Genomic DNA, 21,783 nt, shown 5'->3' on the forward strand with positions numbered 1-21,783 from the left:
CTCAATATTAGTAAGCAGTTGTTTTTAGATTTATAACTAATTATTACATTATCGGTTGCAAAAAATAAACTTTGCGAATATGAAAATAAAAAAAATAATAAAAAAAGATTATTATTAGTTGTTTTGAATCGGTTCAATGGCAGCTGTTCACACTGTTGCTTGTGGTTCTCCCTTTATCAATGATCCTATGGCCCCTCCGGCAGCCATTATGATCATTACTCCTAAGAATGCTATAATTAGAATTATAGAAGTCACTGTGGCTGCTGCAAATCCAATTAAACCCAGGATCAGGGTTCCGAACACAAGCATTAATATTGAAAGTACGATGGCTCCGAATAAACCTGAGACTGCACCGTTAACCAATCCATTTCCTGCAGTGCCTCCCACCATGTAACCAACCACCATTCCTGCTAAGAACCAACCTAACAATGCCCCCACTCCCGGGATAAGCACTCCAAAAATAGCTCCCAGTACAATGGATAGAATAAATCCTATAACTGCTGCTCCCCAGTCGATTTCCATTTTTTTAACCTCCTGAAATTATTAAAAAAAAAAATATAAAAAAAAATAGATTTTTTTAACTTATGCTGGTGCTTCTCCTTTGATTAGGGCTCCAACAGCTCCACAAATTGCACCAATGATTCCGTAGATTATCATTCCAATAATAACTCCTAGAATTCCTAATCCTACTCCAGCTGCTCCGGCTATGGCACCTAACAGTATTATAGCTAAAATTCCACCAATTAATCCAGCAACAACTCCTACTAGTGCTCCGTGGATGGCCCCATTCATGTATCCTCCAGCAACAGTGTAACCAACATAAATAGTGGCTATTATGTAAGCTATTAAACCACCCCATCCTGGAAGAACCATATCAAGGATCAGACCCAAGATTATTGCAATCACTATACCAATTATTACTGGAGTCCACTTAACTTCTACCATGTTTTTCACCTCCCTCAAAATTTTAATTACAATCATATAATGATCTCATCCCTTAATATTTTTTTTCTTTTTAATTTCACATGTCTTGTGAAATAAAGGGTAATTCAACTAATGTAGTAAATTAAAATTTTAATTACCAATTAATTATTTATTAAAAAATGAATTAGCTTTTTTCAAGCAAAAAAACCCAATAATTAGCATTTTCTCCATATACCTGAAAAAAATAACAAATAGAAGTAACCATATTGATCATTAATTTTATGTTTATTAAATAAGGTCAATAATAATCAGAGGAGAGTGCCATGCTGTGTACTTATTAATCCATAATGGAACCCTTATTGATGGTAACGGGGGAGAACCCGTAGAAAACGCTGCAGTTCTAATAAAAGGCCATATAATTCTAGAATGCGGTGATGAAAACTCTATTAAACTCCCATATGGTAATATTGAGCGTTTAGATGCTCGGGGAGGTTTCATACTTCCCGGATTCATTGACTGCCACGTGCATGTGATGTGGAATGGATTTAAATATCAAGATTCTCTATTCACCCCTCTTTCACTTTATTTTTACCAGGCCACTCGGAATTTGAGGCTTACCCTGGAAACAGGGGTAACCACAGTTAGAGACGCTGGAATGGCAGATTATGGAGTTAAAAAGGCTGTTGAATATGGATTAATAGACGGACCCCGCCTTATCATCAGTGTAATGCCCTTATCCATAACTGGAGGGCATTTTGACATGCAACTAAAATCTGGCCACAATGTGAAAACCAACTACCCGGGTCTTCCAGAGGCGGTTTGTGACGGCTCAGGAGAAGTCACCAAAAGAGTTAGGGAAGTTTTAAGGGCAGGTGCAGATTGGGTGAAGGTTATGGTCACTGGAGGAGTTATAAGTGCTAATGACAGCCCAGAACATCCCCAGTTCACTCAAGAAGAGTTAAAAGTTATGGTGGATGAGGCTTCGTGTCGTGAATTACGTGTAATGGCACATGCACACGGAGCTCAAGGTATTAAGAATGCTTTAAAAGCAGGTATAAAATCCATCGAACATGGCACCTTCCTTGATGAGGAATGTATTCAGCTCCTGCTGGAGTATGACGCCTGGCTCATTCCCACCCAGCTGGCACACTGGGTGAACCTGGAACTCCTGAAAAAAGGAGAACTGCCTGATTTTAGTCAGGAAGATGCCTACAATGTAGCCATGAACAGCCATAAAAACATGGCTAAAGCTTACCAGGCTGGGGTGAAAATGGTCATGGGTACGGATAGTGGTATAGCACCTCACGGTCAAAATCTAAGGGAACTGGGATTCTTATGTGATATTGGGATGAGCCCTATGGAAGCTATTCAGGCAGGAACTAAAAAAGCAGCAGAATTACTGGAAATTCATGATAAATTAGGGACCATTGAAAAGGGAAAGTTGGCTGATGTGGTTGTGAGCAAAACTAATCCTTTAACCGATATTCATTCCCTGGCAAAACCAGGAAACATTGCCCTGGTGATGAAGGAGGGTAAAATCTTTAAAAAAGACTTGATGAATGATAATTAAGACAAAGTGAATGTAACTGTTTATATGAATGAAACTGTTTATAAGTTTAAAAATTGTAAGCATGATGATTTTTCTTAGTTATGTGTAAGTAGAATTAAAAAAGCCGGGTTGATAATGTCAGATGACTTTACAAAAAAAGCTGAACTTAAGATTTCAGGTATGCACTGTGCTTCCTGCGCCCTGAATCTTGAAAAATCTCTTAAAGAAGTAGAGGGAGTTGAAGATGCCCAGGTCAACTTTGGAACTGAAAAAGCCACTGTAAATTATAATCCTGAAATAATTAAACTCCCTGAACTGGAAAAAACCGTGAAAGACACCGGTTTTGAAGTGGTGAATAAAAAAGTAACCATTAAAGTGGGAGGAATGACTTGTGCCATGTGTGTTCAGGCCATTGAAGGAGTTTTGGGAAAAATTGAGGGAATCAGTGAAGTTAACGTTAACCTGGCAGCTGAAAAAGCTTACGTAACCTACAACCCTCAGATGACCAGTGTAAAAGAAATGAAAGAAGCCATTGAAGACTTGGGATATGAATATTTAGGTATTGACAGTGAAATCCGGGACTCTGAAGATGAAAAAATCCGCCAGGCTGATCTTAATGGTAAAAGAAATCGTTTCATTGTGGCCTTTGCTGTTTCCATTCCCCTGATGATCTTAATGTATTCAGGAGTTATGCTGCCCTTTAACATGTCCTATTTCATGCTGGCAGTGAGTATTGTACCATTTATCTATGTAAGTTACCCTATTTTCTCTGCTGCTTACCGTTCCCTCCGAAATCATTCTCTAAACATGGATGTAATGTATTCTCTGGGTATTGGAGTGGCTTTCATCTCCAGTATTCTGGGAACTTTCAACATAGTACTCACCCCTCAATTCATGTTCTATGAAACTGCACTGATGCTGGCAGGATTCCTTATGCTGGGCCGATGGCTGGAAGCACGTGCCAAAGGACGCACAGGTACTGCAATAAAGAAATTAATGAATTTGCAATCTAAAACAGCTACTGTTATTCGTGATAAGGGTGATGAATCCGTTGAAATACAGATCCCGGTGGAAGATGTGCAAATAGGAGATTTAGTGCTGGTTAAGCCCGGTGAACGGATTCCAGTTGATGGAGAAGTGGTTTCAGGTGAAAGTTACGTTGATGAGTCCATGATAACTGGTGAACCAATACCTGTCCGTAAATATAGAGGTTCTGATGTTGTAGGAGGAACCATTAATCAGAATGGGATTTTAAAATTCCGGGCGGAGAAGATTGGAAAGGACACAGCCCTCTCAAGAATTATTAAGCTGGTAGAGGATGCTCAGGGCTCCAAACCACCGGTGCAGAGGATAGCTGACCAGGCTGTTACCTATTTCATCCCCACCGTGCTCATCATTGCCTTAGCATCCTTTATTGTCTGGTATTTCCTACTGGGAAGCACCCTACTTTTCGGACTTACCATTTTAATATCCGTTCTGGTGGTGGCATGTCCCTGTGCCCTGGGTCTGGCCACTCCCACTGCAGTTACTGTGGGAATTGGAAGGGGTGCTGAACTGGGAATTCTGATTAAAAATGGTGAAGCTCTGGAGATATCAGGGAAATTAAACACCATAATCTTTGACAAGACTGGAACCCTTACCACCGGCAAACCAGAAGTTACGGATATCATGGGAATCACTACTGATGATAAATCCCTGTTACAAATCGCTGCCAGTGTGGAGAAAAATTCACAGCACCCCCTGGCTGAGGCCATGGTTATTAAAGCCCGTGATAATGATATCAAATTATACAATGTGGAAGAATTCAATACTTTCCAAGGTAAGGGTGTTTCTGCAATTTTTAATGGTAGAAGAGTGTTGATTGGTAACCGAACCCTGATGAATGAAAATATTATTGAGATATCTGATGTTGATGAGGTTAAAATTTCCAGAATAGAGTCAGAAGGGAAAACCGTGGTTTTAGTGGCCATGCATAATTCTCTAGCCGGTATTATTGGGGTGGCTGATACTGTGAAAGAAAATGCTGCCGAAGCCATAAATGAGCTTAAGAACATGGGATTGGAAGTTGCCATGATTACCGGAGATAATCAACGAACTGCTGAAGCCATAGCCCAAAATATTAAAATTGAAAATGTTCTAGCTGAGGTTCTGCCAGAGGATAAGTCTGCGGAAGTTAAAAGGCTTCAGGATAAAGGAAAAGTAGTGGCTTTTGTTGGTGATGGGATAAATGATGCTCCTGCCCTGGCTCAGGCTGATGTGGGAATAGCCATTGGTAGTGGAACGGATGTGGCCATTGAAAGTGGAGAGATTGTACTTATAAAAGACAATTTGCTGGATGCAGTAGCCGGAATCCAATTGGCTGATAAAGTTATGAGCCGTATAAAGCTAAATCTCTTCTGGGCATTCGCTTACAATGTGATACTGATCCCCGTCGCTGCAGGATTGCTTTACCCTCCATTCGGGATCACATTCCGGCCAGAATATGCTGGACTGGCCATGGCTTTAAGCTCGGTGACCATAGTCACCCTTTCCCTTCTTTTGAAGGGATATTTACCTCCGGCTAAACTTCTTGAATCCTGATTCAACCCCCCATCAGCCCATGGAGGATGATGCTATAAATTGGAATAAAATTTGCTAGGAAAAAAATATCCTCCTTTGAAAATTAATCTTTTTGCCTTTATCTTTTTGCCCAAAAAAAGATATATAACTACTAAAACCCATAATTCTTACTAGAAAATAAGATAGGGTGGTTGATATGGCTGTAGATCCCATTTGCAAAATGGATGTGGATGAGAAGACTGCGAAGTTTAAAAGTGAATACAAGGGTAAAAAGTACTATTTTTGCGCCCCAGGATGTAAAAAAGAGTTTGATGCCAATCCAGATAAATACACAGAAGAATAAAAATGAAATAAAAATGAATTTAAATATACATTAATTTAATTTTTAGAATTTATTTTTTAGGAGGGATTTAATGGGATTGCTTGATTCGGTAGCAAAAAAGGCCGCCAAAGAAATAACTAAACAAGCCAAGAACAAAGGTGGTAAAGAAATCGAGAAAAAAGCTAAAAATGAGCTTAAAAAAAGGTTTAGAATTTAATTTCTTTTCAACCATCATGGGTAATATTACCTTTTATTAATCTTTTTTTTAGTGACTGATTTAATTAAAATGGTAAAATACAATATAGAGCTTTAATTATCGACATAAGATAAGAATAGCATTCATTTTTTTAATAATTGACTTGATAATATTTAATTTAAAGGATTATTTATTTTAAAGGATTTTGCTCTAAATAAAGGCTAATTTCTTATATGAGGGGGCACCCCTCACTATGAGGGGCAATTAAGTTCTATGGATAACATGTTTGATGTGGGTTTGGTAAGAGCACCTGAGAAGTAAAAAAAATAATAAAAATGTTATCCTTTGAATAATGATTTAATAAACATCCTTCTTCATAACCTCTCTTAAAACAGCAGTGGCATAAGATCCCTTGGGGATTGAAAACCCTAGGAGAACACCTTCTTCAGTTGCCTCGGCAGATGCATCCCATATTTTAAAGCGAATTGCACGACGTATGCCATGGCTGCCTAGTTTGGGCATTTTTGGTACTTTGAAGTCCTCCAGTTTAAGGTTTTCTTCATCCAAGATGTTTTTTTCAATTTGTCCCAGTTTCCCACCAGCCAATGGGACTTTGCTCCCATAAAGAGGAGCAGAGGGGTGGGCTTGGAAGTCCTTTATCCTTTGATTTACCTCTTCCACTTCAAATTTATGGATTAGATGCTCTTCATTGTCTATTAAAATATCCCCTTCCACATATTGATCAATTCCCAGTTTGGTGCGTTCACTGACTGCTTTATTGAATAAATAGGATTGGTAGGCATGGACAAACATACGGCTTAAGGGTTTAGGAAGACTTCGAAGTGCTAAGATGTAAGATTTCTCGTCAAGTTCTAGTTTCTTTTTCCTTTCTTTTAGGAGTGTGCGTATCATCATCTTCTCATATCTCATTCCACTGGGCATGGCATCCACTGCCTCTTCCAGTTCCCCCTTATCATATAAATCTCGGGCTTCCTGGATGTGTTTGGGCTCTGTATCAAAAGGATGACCCACATAACGATCAACTGCCGCCTTGATCCCTCCTTTAATCAATGCTTTTCCCACTAAATGAGTATTCGGTCTGTTTTGGCCGAATCGCTGGTATCCATAGTAGTTGGGCACTCCTTTTTCTTTTAACTGTTCTAAGATTTCCTCAGCCCTGATGGCTGCACTTTCTGGATCCGGCACATCCCTTACCAACAGGCGGAATTTATTTCCTATTAATTGTCCGATGCGTAACTTTTTCTGATTAGGGATTATATCCATTATTTTAACATTATGGAGTTTATCCTCCAGTTCCCCCAGTTCTTCAGGAGTTTTATTGCTGACACATATCCACTGACGGGTAACCGCTCTTTTGTCTTTCATCCCAGCAAAACCCATCTGCTTTCGATTGATCCCTAGCTCCCGTGCAATGTCTAAAACCACATCCAGGGTGTTTCTGTTTTCTTTTTCAATCCAGATCCATGTGTTGGGTCCTTCACCACTGGGAGGAGTTTCTGGAATTTCTTCCACGTAAAAATCCTTATTAATAGTTCTGATTCGGCCCCCTATCCCCTTCTGAGGGGTGAGGTAAGTTTCTGCGTTTAACATGACGAATTACCACTCATTAATAGCTGAATTTTAAAGAAAAAATTTAATCATTACTATCTTTTATCAGGGTTTATGCTTTAGTTTTTTTTATATGCAGTGGTGATGATAACCATATGCATAAAAAAATGTGGGGATTTGGTAGTCATGTCAACTGTGAAGATTATGCCTTGTCTGGATATGAAAGATGGTCGTGTGGTTAAAGGGGTTAATTTTGTGGATTTGAAAGATGCAGGTGACCCGGTGGAAAACGCAGCTTTATATCAAGAGGAGGGAGCTGATGAATTGGCCATGCTAGACATTGCAGCTACACTTGAAAATCGTAAAACTCGCCTTGAATGGGTGAAAAACGTTTCTGGAGTTATTGATATACCGCTTACTGTGGGTGGGGGGATTTCCAGTTTGGAAGACGTGCAGCTAACCCTGAATGCCGGGGCTGATAAAATATCCGTGAACAGTGCAGCTGTAAAAAATCCGGAGCTGATAAAAGAAGCTGCATCAGAATATGGAAAGGAAGAGATCACTGTGGCCATTGATGGATGCCGTAACCCTAGTCTGCCTTCAGGTTTTGAGGTGGTAGTATCCGGAGGGACCAGAACCACCGGGATTGATGCAGTTGAATGGGCTAGGAAGTGCCAGGAATTAGGTGCCGGAGTTATTCTCCCCACCAGTATGGATGGTGATGGTACACAAAAGGGTTATGACCTCGAATTCACCAGAGCAATATCAGAAGCAGTTGAAGTGCCAGTAATCGCATCAGGAGGGGCTGGAAAACTTTCTGACTTTAAAAGAGGAGTTATAGAAGGCAGGGCGTCCATATTACTGGCTGCTTCGGTTTTTCATTACCGGCTGCTGAGTGTCAAAGAAGTGAAAGAATACTTGAAGGAAAATGGGATAGATGTTGCCCTATAAAATCCAATTACATCTATGAAAACTTATCTCAAGCCAACAATAATAATTAATTTAAAATTTAACTTTTTATTATAAACCTTCACTGTAAACTGCTTTTCTAACATTCAATAGTCCACTAAATAGACTACTTGATAAAGACTTGTCAAATTTATATACTGGTTTGGGATAATCCTCTATTAGGGGCGATATATTGAAGTCAAAATTGAAGGCTTTGGAGAATTTAGGAAATCATTTGAAAGGGTTGAAAAATAAAATAGCAACTCATAAACATCACAAACTAATTCTGGGAATTTTTACCATATTTTGTTTATTCCTAGTTGTTCTCATACCCACATACAATGCTTACTCAGTAGAAGAGGCCCCCATAACTGAACCAGTAACCCAGCAGGTTCTGGGGAATGAATCATATGGAACCGTGATCAAAGAAGGTCCCTATGGTAACTGCAGTTCATCCATTAAAGTGGCTTATATCATTGGCCAACACCCCCGCGAATATCGTGCCCATAAAGCCATTGCAGAAAATGTTAAAGAACAATCCTCATCTCTCAAAAAATGTTATTATCTATATTACATTAATGTGACCCAGTATGCATCTGATTTTTCTAAGGGTAGGATGAACGGCCAGTTATTGTCAAAGGAGTACGTTGTCCCCAGCATTACCAGTGAAAAATTCTCTCTAGCCATAGATGTTCATGGAACCGACGGAGAATACTCCAAAAAAGTTTTCCTTTTTACACCCATCCCTCAAGGTGCCTCTATGGATATTGCCTACAACTTAAGCAACACTGTTAAAGGTGTTCCCTATTATTATGCTCCCAATCCCACCAGCACCAGATATACCACCCTACCCCTAATCAATAATGGCATTCCTGCTCTTGTCTATGAATCATTTACTGATCTACCCTACAATGTGATTAAAGAACAGAACAGAGAATTTATTTTAGGCGTGGATAACCTGATTTTGAAGCCTAATCCCTGTTATTAACTTAATGAGCTATAATATTCATTGCATATCACTTATTTGTGATTTAAACAAGTTATTTAAATGCATATAATTGTTGATTTTTGCTTCCGCCAAAAATATCACTTTTAGACTGATCTTTTTAGAATTAGTCGGTGCTCAAGTAGCAATCTTTACAGTAGCAATCTATAAATATCAAGCAGATGCTAATGTGTAATTAACCCACATGGTGAATAATATGCCTAAACATATTGCATCTGGATTGAAATATTTGGCGGCGGTCAAGCTCAGAGAACAGGGTTATTTCCAAAAAGATATTGCTAGTAAACTTGGAATGGACCGTTCAACTGTTTCGCATTATTTAAATGGTAGAAATCTTTCATGGGGATCCATAGAGGTTGCTGAAACCATTGTAAACTGTTGTAATCGCGATTTTCTTTACATGACCTATTCACTCACTGGAGATCTGGATTGCACCAGAACTATTGTGGGCATCCTTATTGAAAAAAAATTCCAGGCAAAAGTAGAGGATACTTGTATTGGCTGTGGAGTTTGTGTGGATGTTTGTCTTTTGGACAACATTACTATTGTGGATTTAAAATGCCAGATAAGCTCTGAAGGATGTTGCGGGTGTAAAGATTGTCAGTTGAACTGCCCAACTAATTCCATACAGATTTTAGAAGTTCAAAGCCCCAACAAATGATCCCATAAATAATATTTGCCTAATATTTACCCTTTTTTGAAAAATTTACTAAAATAAAATCATTTCTATCCAACATGACTATTTTCAAAGAACCATTTAAAAAAAAACTGAGTTAAATTATCCCTTTTATTCCGTTAGATTGTCTTTTTTAGTTATTTTATCCTTGAAAATCTATTGATCACATAGATAATGAATAAACATAAATATCCAGAAAGACAAAATTGACAGTAGGTAATTAGATCTATTTTTAAAATCAAGTCTGGTGAGAAAGAAATGATTTGTCCAAAATGCCGACATGAAAATCCAGATGATGCCCTTATTTGCGAATTTTGTGGGGAGGCTTTAAATCTTCAAAAACAAGCCAAACTTCCAGATAATGGAGATTCAGATAACAATGGTGGTTTGACTGTGGGAAATGTGAAATTCATAATTTTGGGCATTGTAATCCTGTTCATTATTACTTTTGCTCTCCTATGGCCTGAAAGAACAGCTTCCATTGCGGATAATGATTCTTATATTTCTGGCCATGCTGCCTGGAAGCAGATCGCTATTTACAACGGGACTAGCGATGATCTTAGATCTTTTCAGATTAAAGGAGATAAAATGAGGGTTTACATCTCTGCTAAGCCCCTGACACCAGACACTAACTTGAAATGTCAGATATTTGGACCTGATACTCCTGGATCCTCTGATGACCTGGCCTGGAAGGGTGAAGACATGTCCCTTAAGACCATGAGCCTGCAGATGAAAACTCGACCCGGAACCTACTCAGTGAATATTGATATACCCGATATACCTGTAAATCAGGTTCAATGGACTGTTCAAGTATTTGATTACTTTTAAAGCACTTTTTTGCTTTATTTAGTAGATAAATGATAAATGGCAAGTTCTTGCATTAAAAAATTAAAAAATTAAGAATAATAGTAAAATAGGAAAACAATTAAATGAATGATTATTAATTAGATATTGCACAAAACACAGTTAATCTCGCCTTCAGTGGAGAAGGAAATACATATATTATCACAAATCCCCTTTTTTTCTTCAATTTTACATTTCTATCTCAAAAATGTGCTAATCATCTCATAAATACTTTTTTACGCTATCATTCACATAAATAACTATATTAACTTGTTTCTGGATATTTTGGCCATGATTTGCCAGTCCCTTTTCTCCACCACTTGGAGAATTTTGTATTAAATCTTTTATTAGCTTTTATTCGCAATTCACTAAATGGACTGGCAAATGCAACCTTCAGGGCTGATGAAACTGCAGACAATGCATTATCATAGTTTAACTTGACAATCAATCATTGCTTACCACCGTAACCCAGCAGCTAAATCACCCCAGCACCCCACAAAAAAAAAGCTAATCTGTATTTGAAAAACTGTAATTCCCTGACGGATTGATTAGCTCTGTTTTATTGGTAATTGATTTTTTATTAATTCACCTAGTTTTATGCATAGAGTTCAAAAGGGAAATTTTGAATAAATAAATTGTTTTAGTAGACTATAATTGATATTTCTTGGTTAACCTAAGTTATGGGCACATTATTGTCATTTTTCAACCTTTTTAGGTTCTTTTTTATGTTTCATCTGAAAGGAAAATTTTAAGTGTATGAGTAAACAACTCCTTTTAAAGGTTTTTTTGGTCCCAACATCAATCAAGATTTTATTAAAATAATTTTAATACCAGATTGATAATTTAAACTATTGGAAAGTTATAAAATTAAATCTTATTTATAACGCTACTAAAATTACAATTTAAATTGATTTGTTGAATTTTATAGCATCGATATTAATAATTGGTTAAGAATCTTGGTGAGAACATGCGAGTATGCATAGTAGGTCTTTATCCACCTCATATCGGAGGAGTGTCATCCCATACACATTTCCTATCACAGGAACTGGTTAAGAGGGGTGATGAGGTATTTGTAGTTACTTATCCCCATCCCGATGTAAAGGATGTTGATGGTGTGAAAGTTAAAACCGCCTTTTCTCCAAATATTAGGGGTTTAAGAGGTTTATTCTTCATCTTATCCGCAACTATTCTCTTAATAAGAATGGTGCGCCGTTATAAAATTGACCTAATACACGCACATTTCCTCTTACCCCCAGGACTGGTAGGAGTGCTTGCTGGAGCTTTTACCGGGACAAAAACCGTGGTATCTGCCCATGGAACTGATTTATTCATACAGGCCAAAAACCCGATATTAAGGTCTTTTATTAGATTCATCTTGGGGAGGGCTGATTTAGTGTTTATTGCCAATGAAACCATGAAAGATGCAGCTTTGAATCTGGGAGCAGCGCCAGAGAAGATTCACCTAACTCAGATGACTGTGGATCCTGCTAAATTCAATCCAGATTATGAACTTCCCCCTGATGTAGAACTGGATCCGGATAAGCCCACCCTATTCTTTTTAGGAAATCTGGTTTACCAGAAAGGAATCACCAATCTACTGGATGCTAAAAAACTTTTAAAAAATGACTGTCAATTGTTAATCGTTGGTAAAGGCCCTTTAAGGGAGGAATTAGAGGAAAAGGTGGAAAAAGAAGGAATAGAAAATGTTAAATTCCTTGGATTTTATCCAGATGTGGAGAAGATCATGCCCTCTGCTGACATCTTTGTACTGCCCAGCATATCAGAAGGCTCCCCCATCACCATTTTAGAGGCAATGGCCTCGGGACTTCCAGTGGTAGCTACTGATGTGGGAGGAGTTAAAGAAGCAGTCGCCGAGGATGTGGGAATTGTGGTGGAAGCCAATGATCCCGTTGCATTGAGTAGAGCAATTGACACCCTCCTGGATGACGCAGATAAAAGAAGAAAAATGGGATTCAACGGTAGGAAGAAGGCTCTTGAGAAAGCTGAAATAGATTTAGCTTACTAAAAACTCTAAATTACATCATTCTATCATGATTTTAAAAAAAAAAGGTGCATTATTAGAAAATAATTTATAGAAACATTCAATATTAATTGCACACTAAAAGAAAATGAATAAAAATGAATGATTTATAATAAATAATTTTATATTTAAATTTATTAAAACAATTAGTCTTTATATCTGTAACAAAATTCTTTAAACTATCTAATTCATAAAAAATATATGAACAGGTTATTCAATGAAAATTAAGGGAAAATCTATTTTTATAACAGGAGCCGGTGGATTTATTGGCAGTCATCTTACAGAAAAACTCATTGAGATCGGTGCTGAAGTTAAAGCCTTGGTTAAGTATAACTCCAGGAATGATTGGGGAATGCTGGAGTATCTGCCTGAAGAAACCATATCACAAGTTGAAGTTATAAATGGAAATCTTAGAGATTTTGAATCCATCTTTACCGCAACCAAAGATGTGGATATTATCTTCCACTTGGGATCTATCATTGCCATACCCTACTCATACATCAACCCTAAAGAAACCATTGAAACCAATATTTCAGGAACCCTTAATGTGTTAAATGCAGCTAAGGAAAATGAGGTGGAAAAGGTTGTGCACACCTCCACATCCGAAGTCTACGGAACTGCAGAATACGTTCCCATTGACGAAAAACATCCGCTTAAAGGACAGTCCCCCTATTCTGCCAGTAAAATTGGGGCGGATAAAATTGTGGAAAGCTACTATTTATCCTATGAATTACCAGTGGCCACTTTAAGACCCTTTAATACATACGGCCCCAGGCAGTCTGCCCGGGCAGTCATACCCACCATCATTATGCAGGCCCTTACATCTAAGACTGTGCATTTAGGATCACTGCATCCCACCCGGGACTACACCTTTGTGAAAGACACAGCCAACGCCTTTATAAAAACCGCAGAATCAGATAAAGCAATTGGTGAAGTGGTTAATGCTGGTTCCAATTTTGAAATATCCATCGGTGACTTGGCTCTTAAGATATTTTCCCTGATGGACAGTGATACAGAAATAACAACTGATGTAGAACGTTTAAGACCTGAAAAGAGCGAAGTAGAACGATTGTGGTGTGATAATCAGAAGGCCAAGGAACTCCTGAATTGGAATCCAGAAACATCCCTGGAAGATGGTCTCAGGCAAACCATTGAATGGATTGAAAATAATCTTAACTTTTACAAAACCGGCATCTACAATCGGTGAAAAAAGTTAAGTTTGAAAATGCATTGAAAATTACAGCAACAGTACTTAATTTAAAGAAGTTCTGAGTGAAAAGTTCTGGGTGAAAAATATAGAACCCTTAGATAAAGAAAGGTAGATTAAAATGATTGCAGTTATTCTAGCCGGTGGAAAGGGAACTCGACTAAAACCATACACCAATGTGTTCCCCAAACCCTTGATGCCCATCGGTGACCATCCCATCCTGGAAATTCTTATACGTCAGCTGGAATCATACGGATTTAAAGATATATTCATGGCAGTGGGCCATCTAGCAGAACTGATAAAACTCTTTTTTGGTGAAGGCGATAAATATAACGTGAATATCACTTACAAAAAAGAAAGTGAGCCTTTAGGGACTGCTGGACCATTGGGGCTGATGAAAGACGAGTTAAATGACCATTTCATAATGATGAATGGTGATTTACTGACCACCATTAATTTTCAGGAACTGGTGGACTACCATAAAAAAAGTGGAGCTATAGCCACCATTGCCCTTAAAAAGAGAAATGTGCACATTGATTTCGGTGTGGTGGAAGTTGATGATTCCCATGAAATAACTGACTACATAGAAAAACCAGACCTGGAATACTTGGTAAGTATGGGTGTTTATGTATTTGATCCCCGTGTTCTGGATTACATAGAACCCGGTGAATATCTGGACTTCCCGGATCTAATCAAAAAACTTATTTCTAAAGGTGAAAAGGTCAAAGGTTATCCTTACCATGGATACTGGCTGGACATGGGACGTCCAGACGACTATGAGAAAGCCAATGAAAAAATAGATGAGTTATATCCGGAACTTTTCAAGTAAAAAGTTTAATGAGCATATCTGTATAAACAAGTAAACTTTGAATCAGGCAATCTAACATTTAGAAACCTTCATAATCACTAACTGCATCCCGTGAAAAATATGAAATCAATTCCACTTTCTGACATCGACTTGGGTGAAGAAGAGATCAACTCTGTTATAGAAGTTTTAAAATCCAAATGGCTCTCCATGGGCCCGGTGACCCAGGAATTTGAAAGAGAATTCTCTGATTATCTGAAAATTAAACATTCCTTTGGAGTTTCTAATTGCACAGCAGCTCTTCACTTGGCTAATAGGGTACTGGGTGTGGGGCCTGGTGATGAGGTTATAGTCCCTTCACTTTCATTTGTAGCCACAGCCAATGCTACACTTTACTGCGGAGCTAAACCTGTTTTTGCAGATATAACCAGTCCAGAGAACCTCAACATATCTCCCGAGGATATTTTAGAAAAAATAACTCCCAAAACAAAAGCAGTCACTGTAATGCACTATGCAGGTTATCCCTGCGATATGGATGCAGTGATGGAAATTGCAGAAGACCATAACCTAAAAGTTATCGAAGACGTGGCACATGCCCCTGGAGCTGAATACAAGGGACATAAATGCGGTACCATGGGAGATGTTGGATGTTTCAGTTTTTTTGCCAATAAAAACATGGTTACTGGTGAGGGAGGAATGTTGGTTACTGGGGATGATACCATAGCACCGGTGATCAGACAAATGCGATCCCATAGCATGACTTCATTAACATGGGACCGGCATAAAGGCCATTCCTTCAGTTACGATGTTACAGATGTGGGATATAACTACCGGATTAACGAAATTGCATCAACCCTGGGACGAATACAGTTGAAAAAATTAGATGAAAACAACCAGAACCGGGAAAAAATCACCCAGACATATATTCACGATTTAAACACGTCTAAAATTTCCATTCCATTTAAAAAACATCCTGGAAAACCATCCTACCATATTTTCCCTATTTTACTCTCGGAAGATGTTTCCAGAAATGAATTCATGGCAGAATTAAAGGGAAAGGGAATTCAGACCAGTGTACACTATCCCCCTATCCATTTATTTACATATTATCGTGAGAAATTTGGATTAAAGGAGGGAATGCTTCCTATGACTGAGTTAGTGGGAGAAAGAGAAGTAACATTACCTCTGCACCCTAAAATGTCTGTGGAGGACGTTGCTTTTGTTATTGAATCCGTGAATAGTTTTAAGTGAATTATATTATTTTTATTGATTTAATGGATGGTTTTCTAAGGAGTTATGGTTTGATTGGATCACCAAATAACTAATATAAATACAATACAAAAAATGGAATAAACTAACCATCATTTTACTTTCAGCGACGGTCCACCAAACGTTTAGGTCGTCCCCTGATCTTATAAAATTCAAGACCCCCTGGTCCAGTAAAATTGAAGTTAATGTTAAAGCTCCCATCCTGATGTGCTTCATGGAGGGTGGGCTTGTATTCCAGGAATGATTTTAAAAAGTTATCCTGAACCAGCTCCTCTTCACATTGTTTCAGGTCATGACACTCCATACTTACCCGGAGAGTGACTTCTTCTTCATCCCCATATAGAAAGGCCTCGTACTCCCCAGTTAAATAATCCATGTTCTCCTCCTGGAAAACTCCTTTTTCAATGTCAACCCGGTTAAATGGTGCTCCCATCACCCAGACTGTTTCAGCTTCCCTCTCCGGGTTTAGTATTCGCATGTGGGTTCTGCCGCAGCCGCATTTATCCCTGCTAACCACCACTGTTGTGTCTTCTGTGTCATAATTCAAGAGTAATGTGCCAGTTTTACCTCCTGGAGGGAGTAGTGTGGTTAAAACTATCCTTCCACACTCCCCTTCCGGCACAAAGTCCTCCAGTTGAGGGTTGTAAACATCCAGATGAACCAGATCCTCAGGCACATGCAAGCCCACCTTTTTATAGCATTCCCCGCACATGGTCCCCTCGGTACTGCCATAGGTGTTATAGACCGGGACTCCCCACAATTTCTCTACATAAGCACGTGACTCCTCAGCAAAACTTTCACCACCAGCTATGAGCCTTTTGATGCTGGAATCATGAGGATCAAATCCTTCGCTTTTCATCCGACGTGCCAGGCGGATTAGTTTAAAAACACTTCCCACTATTCCCGTGGGTTGATAATTCTTTATGATACGCACCGGGAAAGTGCACTTACCTTCAGGTATTATGGTCATCCCAATCTTCTGAGCAGCCAGAGTCATGGTGTTAGCTCCTACATTCATCCCATAACTGGCACAAACCACCACCCGGTCTCCATTACCAAAATTCTGGGAAACAAAAGAACGGGCATATTTCTCGGCGTAACGGTTCCAGTCTTCCCAGGTTAAAAAGAATGATTTGGGCATGCCACTGGTTCCACTGGTCTCGTGAATAGTGTAAATATCATTCCAGTCAATGCATTTGAACTCAAAATCCTCAGTTTCAGGGGGCTGTCTTTCCCGGACTGTTTTTCCAGAGATAATTGGCAGTTCACGCAGGTCTTCGTGTTCACGAATATCCGCAGGATTAATACCCTCCTCCTTAAACCATTTTTGGTAAAAAAGAGAGTTTTTAGCTGCATATTTAACTGTATACTGGATGCGCTCATCAACCAGAGCATCCAGTTCATCTCTAGGCATGGTTTCGATTTCTTCCCTGAAGTAACCCATCAAAATCACCCAACTCCCTATAAACCAATACAGGTATACAATTATGTCTTTAATTCAGTGATTGACTATAGACTCCCAAATTAATAATAATTTCTAATAAAATTTTTTATGGTTAGAAAAATTACACAATCCACTCCAAAATATAGAACCTTAACAGCTTAAATGCAATAAGATAAAAAGAAAATAAGTGGGAAATAATCTCTAAACATACCATTTTATAAAAATATTCAACCATATAATTCCAATATAGCATAAAGAGCATTATAAAGGACTATAAGTTAATAATCCTTGCCATTGTTATTTTAATGATAGCTGGAGTATTATTTATCTCCCCCCCCCCCAATGACGAGAATGTTATAAAGGTGGGATATTTACCCTAAGAACAAAGCACATCTCTTTTTGTAGCTAAAAATACAAAACTTATGAAAATAAAGATTTAAATTTTAAAACCGTCCAGATAAGCACAGGATCTAATATTGTGGATGCTGTGGCCATTGAAGATTATATATTGGATATGTGGGAATTTCCCCTATTCTAGAGAGAATAAGTAAAGGAGTTCCAATAATAAGTTGTGGGAGCGGTTAACATGGTCGGGAGTGGGATTGTGGTTCAACCAAACTCCACCATAACCAGTCCTGCAGATTTGAAGGGTAAAAATTAACTCTTGATTAACCTTAAATCGTAGATTTAAAGCCACAATATATATCACTAATTGTGAATTTAGAATCACATATAGCAATATTTATATAGTGTTTCATCTTACCTAATAACTGAGAGAGAAACAACCACCCGGAAAAAAAGAGGTGCACCTAAAAGTGCACCTCCACGCTCCACGGTTTTTCTCATTTAAAAAAAAAGTTTAGAGGACGCATATGGTAAGATTAAACCTCATTGAACTTTCCGAAATGCAACGCTATAAAAAAGAGAATGAAAACTACCAAAAAGAAAATGAAAGGCTTAGAGAATTCTCTTTAGAGCTATTTAAGGAAGGTTTCAAATTAGGATTCAAAAAAGGTTATACCGAAGCCATTGAAAAGGGAAAAAATCAGCACAAAACTGAATTAATCTAGCAACAATATAGAGAATAACTATTATAAGATAACTCCCCGTGGCCTAGTAAATTTAGATCTATACACCTTACCTCCACACCACGGGGTGATTATCCTCAAATGTTCCTTTAATTATTAAACTTTATTAAACTGAGTCCATTCCTTTAATCTGGATAAAAGGAAATATTATTAGAGGATATTCAATTTTAAGGTTATTCATAATTAAATTACTCCCATAATCTCCAGAACTCCATTAACATCTTCTAAACTTTCCAAAACAAAATCTGCTCCTGTTTTTTCCAGCTCACGAGTGGTGTATCTTCCAGTGGCCACAGCAATAGTTTTCAGGTTGAATGGTTGGGCTGCTTCCACATCACGAGGAGTGTCTCCGATTACAAATATCTGGTTTCCCTTAAATCCATAAAATTCCCTGGCACGGTTTATTGCCTTTTCCACCAGACAAGGCCTTACTGGACTGTCACTACCAAAACCACCAAATGAAAAAAACCCATCCAGACCAGCTTTACTCAGTTTAGCATAGGCAATTGGTTCTAGATTACCAGTGGCAAGACCCAATAAAACATTTTCATCTTTCAATTCTCTTAAAAGGAGGTTCACACCACCTAAAGCCTGCACATTCTCCCGGTGCACATTGGCCAGATAATCCTGGACCATGTAATCCAGGCAATCCTGGAATTTTTCTTCAATAACTTTCTCTGGTATGCCACCCAGTTCCAGAACTTCCCGCAGTATTTGAGGGTCAGTTTTACCAGCATAGTTAATACCACTGATATCTTCTTCCATTCCATAAAATTTACTGACCGAATGTACAAAGGCCATATAGTGGCAGCGCGCTCCCCTAACCAAAGTCCCATCAATGTCAAATAAAGTTAAAACATCCTTATGAGTCATTCCAACCACTTTAGTTTCTATTATTTAATTAAAAAAATTTTAATTAAAAAAATGAAGTTATGTTTTTGAGAGAAGATCTCTAGCAGAGTTTTCTGCCATCTGCATCACTTCCACCTCATCCAAGACTAAAACTTCCCTATCATGCATCAAAATTTTTCCATTGCATATTACTGTGTTTACATCGGCAGCTTCTGCTGAATAAACTAGATGAGATATGGGATTGTGGTAAGGAGTTAGATGAGGTGCTTTCATATCCATCAGTACCAGGTCTGCTTTTTTACCCACCTCAATGGTACCAATCTCTTTTTCCATTCCCAGTGCAGTTGCACCATTAATAGTAGCCATTTCCAAGACTTTACCTGCTGGTAAAACTGTGGGATCAAGGGTTCGCACCTTTTGAAGGAGGCTGGCGGTTTTCATCTCCTGGAACATGTCCAGATTATTATTAGATGCAGCTCCATCTGTACCCAGTGACACGCAGATATTACTAGCCAGCATATCAGAAACTGGTGATATTCCTGAAGCCAACTTCATATTACTCAGAGGATTGTGAGATATTTTAACATTATTCTCATTTATTAAGGCTATCTCAGCCCCTGATAACCAAACAGAGTGTGCTGCGATAACATCGGGACCTAAAAAACTAATATCTTCTAAGTACTCAAATGGCCGCTTTTTATTATCATTTAAACTATTTTCAACTTCTATTTCAGTTTCAGAAACGTGTATGTGAATTTTCAGGTCTTTTTCATCAGCTTTACTCCGAACCCAGTTTAAAAGTTCGGTTGAACAAGTATAAGGTGTGTGTGGGCCCAGCGCTACCTTTATTCTACCATTCGCTGTGTTATGGCATTTTTCTATGATGCGCTGGGTTTCTTTAAACTCTGACTTCCTTTTTTCATCATCAAAAAGATCTATCATGCCATGGCATATGAGTCCCCTGATTCCAGCCTCATCAATGGCCCGGGCCACATCATCCATGAAGAAGTACATATCATTACAAGTGGTGGTTCCAGACTTAATCATCTCCAGAGCAGCCAGAAGTGCACCAGCATAACAGTGCTCCCCATCCAGATGAGATTCAACTGGCCAGATATGATCATTCAGCCATACATCAAGGGCTAAATCATCGGCAAGTCCCCTCATAAGGCTCATGGAGAGGTGTGTGTGGGTATTTACAAGGCCAGGGATTAATACCTTCCCTTCACCATCTATAACTTCGTCAGCACCAGATAAGCCTTTGTTATCAATTATATCAACGATTTTGTCATCTTCTATAAGAACTGACCCTTTTTTAGCTTCATCAGTGAGTATATTAGTGTTTTTTATTAGAATAGACTGACTTTCCATTGGACCACCTATCTATATTAGATTGGGGAAAACAACATATAATATCTACAGTATTGCTATTAACACTATAATTTTGTGAAATCTATATAATATTGCAAGATTATTGTAAAATACAATCATTTTTTCACGATAATCTGATGTACCCATTTAAACTTTTAACTTAAAACTTTAATTTAAGGTAAAAATTCTAACTCGGAGGATTAATTGATGCAAATACGAATAGCCCTTCCATCCAAGGGAAGGATAAGCGATCCTGCAGTGAAACTTTTATCCAAAGCAGGGATTGGATTGAAGGATACTGTTAATAGAAGACTTTTTTCTGAGACCTATGATGATCAGATAAGTGTTATGTTCACCCGGGCTGCTGACATCCCAGAATTTGTAGCTGATGGGGCTGCAGACCTGGGAATGACTGGTCTGGATCTGATTGAAGAGAAAGAAGCCCAGGTGAAGATCCTGGAAGATCTGAACTTCGGACGTTCCAAACTGGTGCTGGCTGCTCCTGAGGAATCAGACATTGAAAAACTTTCTGATATCAAGAAAGGATCAGTTGTGGCCACGGAATTCCCCCGTCTAACTGAAAAATACCTTGAAAATCATGGGATCCCTGTTAAGATCGTTGAACTCAGTGGTTCAACCGAGATAGCACCGTTTATTGGGGTTTCAGACTTGATTGCTGATCTAACCAGCACTGGCACCACCTTAAAAATGAATCATCTGCAGATAGTAGACACCATTCTAGAAAGCTCAGTGCATCTTATAGCCAATCCTCATAGTTACCTGGGGAAAAACGAAAAAATTGAGGAAATTCGAACTGGTATAAGGGGTGTTCTGGATGCTGAGGGTAAAAAACTGGTTATGATGAATGTGGATGAAGAGGTTCTGGATGAGGTTAAAAGTGCCATGCCTGGTATGACTGGTCCCACTGTCTCCCAGGTTCTCTCCAATAATGGTGTTGTTGCTGTTCACGCGGTAGTGGATGAAAATGAAGTATTTCAGGTGGTTAACCGTCTTAAAAAAATTGGAGCACGGGACATTCTAGTGATGCCCATTGAGAGGATCATTTGATATAGATTATACCAAAATGACAAAATGCATGACAAGAATAGTGTGT

General features: G+C 38.5%; 20 protein-coding genes. 13 read left to right on the top strand and 7 right to left on the bottom strand.

Annotation, left to right across the window (positions count from 1 at the left end):
- Positions 1 to 147: 147 nt before the first annotated feature.
- Both HVN35_10295 and HVN35_10300 read right to left on the bottom strand, forming a co-directional pair.
- On the bottom strand, positions 148 to 522 hold the full coding sequence (locus HVN35_10295) for a DUF5518 domain-containing protein (GenBank protein ID NYB52931.1): 375 nt from the start codon (positions 520 to 522) through the stop codon (positions 148 to 150).
- 60 nt (positions 523 to 582) lie between these two features.
- Entirely contained in the window at positions 583 to 945 is a 363-nt protein-coding gene (locus HVN35_10300; protein ID NYB52932.1) for a DUF5518 domain-containing protein, read from the bottom strand.
- A gap of 307 nt (positions 946 to 1,252) precedes the next feature.
- Between HVN35_10300 and HVN35_10305 the strand changes: the two genes are divergently transcribed.
- The 3 genes from HVN35_10305 (at position 1,253) to HVN35_10315 (ending at position 5,375) form a co-directional block, all read left to right on the top strand.
- Positions 1,253 to 2,494, top strand: coding sequence for an amidohydrolase family protein (locus HVN35_10305; GenBank protein ID NYB52933.1), 1,242 nt, complete (start codon positions 1,253 to 1,255; stop codon positions 2,492 to 2,494).
- Positions 2,495 to 2,608: 114 nt separating this feature from the next.
- Entirely contained in the window at positions 2,609 to 5,053 is a 2,445-nt protein-coding gene (locus HVN35_10310) for a copper-translocating P-type ATPase (GenBank protein ID NYB52934.1), read from the top strand.
- Positions 5,054 to 5,228: 175 nt separating this feature from the next.
- Positions 5,229 to 5,375: a YHS domain-containing protein gene (locus HVN35_10315; GenBank protein ID NYB52935.1), complete on the top strand. Its 147-nt coding sequence runs from the start codon at positions 5,229 to 5,231 to the stop codon at positions 5,373 to 5,375.
- A gap of 532 nt (positions 5,376 to 5,907) precedes the next feature.
- Here the strand turns inward: HVN35_10315 and truD are convergent.
- Positions 5,908 to 7,161, bottom strand: coding sequence for a tRNA pseudouridine(13) synthase TruD (gene truD, locus HVN35_10320; protein NYB52936.1), 1,254 nt, complete (start codon positions 7,159 to 7,161; stop codon positions 5,908 to 5,910).
- 144 nt (positions 7,162 to 7,305) lie between these two features.
- Between truD and hisF the strand changes: the two genes are divergently transcribed.
- From hisF to HVN35_10340, 4 genes are all read left to right on the top strand, one after another.
- Positions 7,306 to 8,070 (top strand): imidazole glycerol phosphate synthase subunit HisF, encoded by a 765-nt coding sequence (gene hisF, locus HVN35_10325; protein NYB52937.1) that lies wholly within the window; start codon positions 7,306 to 7,308, stop codon positions 8,068 to 8,070.
- Positions 8,071 to 8,260: 190 nt separating this feature from the next.
- Complete coding sequence (locus tag HVN35_10330) at positions 8,261 to 9,055, top strand: hypothetical protein (protein NYB52938.1); 795 nt, start codon at positions 8,261 to 8,263, stop codon at positions 9,053 to 9,055.
- Positions 9,056 to 9,257: 202 nt separating this feature from the next.
- A complete protein-coding gene (locus HVN35_10335) occupies positions 9,258 to 9,734 on the top strand; it encodes a helix-turn-helix domain-containing protein (GenBank protein ID NYB52939.1) in 477 nt (158 codons plus the stop codon).
- 273 nt (positions 9,735 to 10,007) lie between these two features.
- On the top strand, positions 10,008 to 10,577 hold the full coding sequence (locus HVN35_10340) for a zinc ribbon domain-containing protein (GenBank protein NYB52940.1): 570 nt from the start codon (positions 10,008 to 10,010) through the stop codon (positions 10,575 to 10,577).
- Positions 10,578 to 10,857: 280 nt separating this feature from the next.
- On the opposite strand, the gene HVN35_10345 is transcribed toward HVN35_10340, so the two are convergent.
- Positions 10,858 to 11,040 carry a hypothetical protein gene (locus HVN35_10345; GenBank protein NYB52941.1) on the bottom strand — a complete coding sequence of 61 codons (183 nt, stop codon included), beginning with the start codon at positions 11,038 to 11,040 and terminating at the stop codon, positions 10,858 to 10,860.
- Positions 11,041 to 11,559: 519 nt separating this feature from the next.
- Here HVN35_10345 and HVN35_10350 point away from each other — a divergent pair.
- From HVN35_10350 to HVN35_10365, 4 genes are all read left to right on the top strand, one after another.
- On the top strand, positions 11,560 to 12,618 hold the full coding sequence (locus tag HVN35_10350) for a glycosyltransferase (protein ID NYB52942.1): 1,059 nt from the start codon (positions 11,560 to 11,562) through the stop codon (positions 12,616 to 12,618).
- A 232-nt stretch (positions 12,619 to 12,850) separates the two neighbouring features.
- Positions 12,851 to 13,840 (top strand): GDP-mannose 4,6-dehydratase, encoded by a 990-nt coding sequence (locus HVN35_10355; GenBank protein ID NYB52943.1) that lies wholly within the window; start codon positions 12,851 to 12,853, stop codon positions 13,838 to 13,840.
- Between the two features lie 121 nt (positions 13,841 to 13,961).
- Positions 13,962 to 14,669: an NTP transferase domain-containing protein gene (locus tag HVN35_10360; protein ID NYB52944.1), complete on the top strand. Its 708-nt coding sequence runs from the start codon at positions 13,962 to 13,964 to the stop codon at positions 14,667 to 14,669.
- A 99-nt stretch (positions 14,670 to 14,768) separates the two neighbouring features.
- The gene (locus tag HVN35_10365) at positions 14,769 to 15,896 is read left to right on the top strand and encodes a DegT/DnrJ/EryC1/StrS family aminotransferase (GenBank protein ID NYB52945.1); all 1,128 of its coding nucleotides are present in this window, start codon (positions 14,769 to 14,771) and stop codon (positions 15,894 to 15,896) included.
- Between the two features lie 121 nt (positions 15,897 to 16,017).
- On the opposite strand, the gene ftsA is transcribed toward HVN35_10365, so the two are convergent.
- Positions 16,018 to 17,358, bottom strand: a complete 1,341-nt coding sequence (gene ftsA / locus HVN35_10370; GenBank protein ID NYB52946.1) for a coenzyme F390 synthetase — start codon at positions 17,356 to 17,358, stop codon at positions 16,018 to 16,020.
- An 872-nt stretch (positions 17,359 to 18,230) separates the two neighbouring features.
- Between ftsA and HVN35_10375 the strand changes: the two genes are divergently transcribed.
- On the top strand, positions 18,231 to 18,428 hold the full coding sequence (locus HVN35_10375; protein ID NYB52947.1) for a hypothetical protein: 198 nt from the start codon (positions 18,231 to 18,233) through the stop codon (positions 18,426 to 18,428).
- A gap of 201 nt (positions 18,429 to 18,629) precedes the next feature.
- On the opposite strand, the gene HVN35_10380 is transcribed toward HVN35_10375, so the two are convergent.
- Entirely contained in the window at positions 18,630 to 19,319 is a 690-nt protein-coding gene (locus tag HVN35_10380) for an HAD family hydrolase (protein ID NYB52948.1), read from the bottom strand.
- A gap of 57 nt (positions 19,320 to 19,376) precedes the next feature.
- Positions 19,377 to 20,669: an amidohydrolase family protein gene (locus tag HVN35_10385; protein ID NYB52949.1), complete on the bottom strand. Its 1,293-nt coding sequence runs from the start codon at positions 20,667 to 20,669 to the stop codon at positions 19,377 to 19,379.
- Positions 20,670 to 20,876: 207 nt separating this feature from the next.
- On the opposite strand from HVN35_10385, the gene HVN35_10390 reads away from it, so the two are divergent.
- The gene (locus tag HVN35_10390) at positions 20,877 to 21,737 is read left to right on the top strand and encodes an ATP phosphoribosyltransferase (GenBank protein NYB52950.1); all 861 of its coding nucleotides are present in this window, start codon (positions 20,877 to 20,879) and stop codon (positions 21,735 to 21,737) included.
- Positions 21,738 to 21,783 lie beyond the last annotated feature (46 nt).

The organism is Methanobacteriaceae archaeon (assembly GCA_013403005.1).
GTDB lineage: Archaea > Methanobacteriota > Methanobacteria > Methanobacteriales > Methanobacteriaceae > Methanobacterium.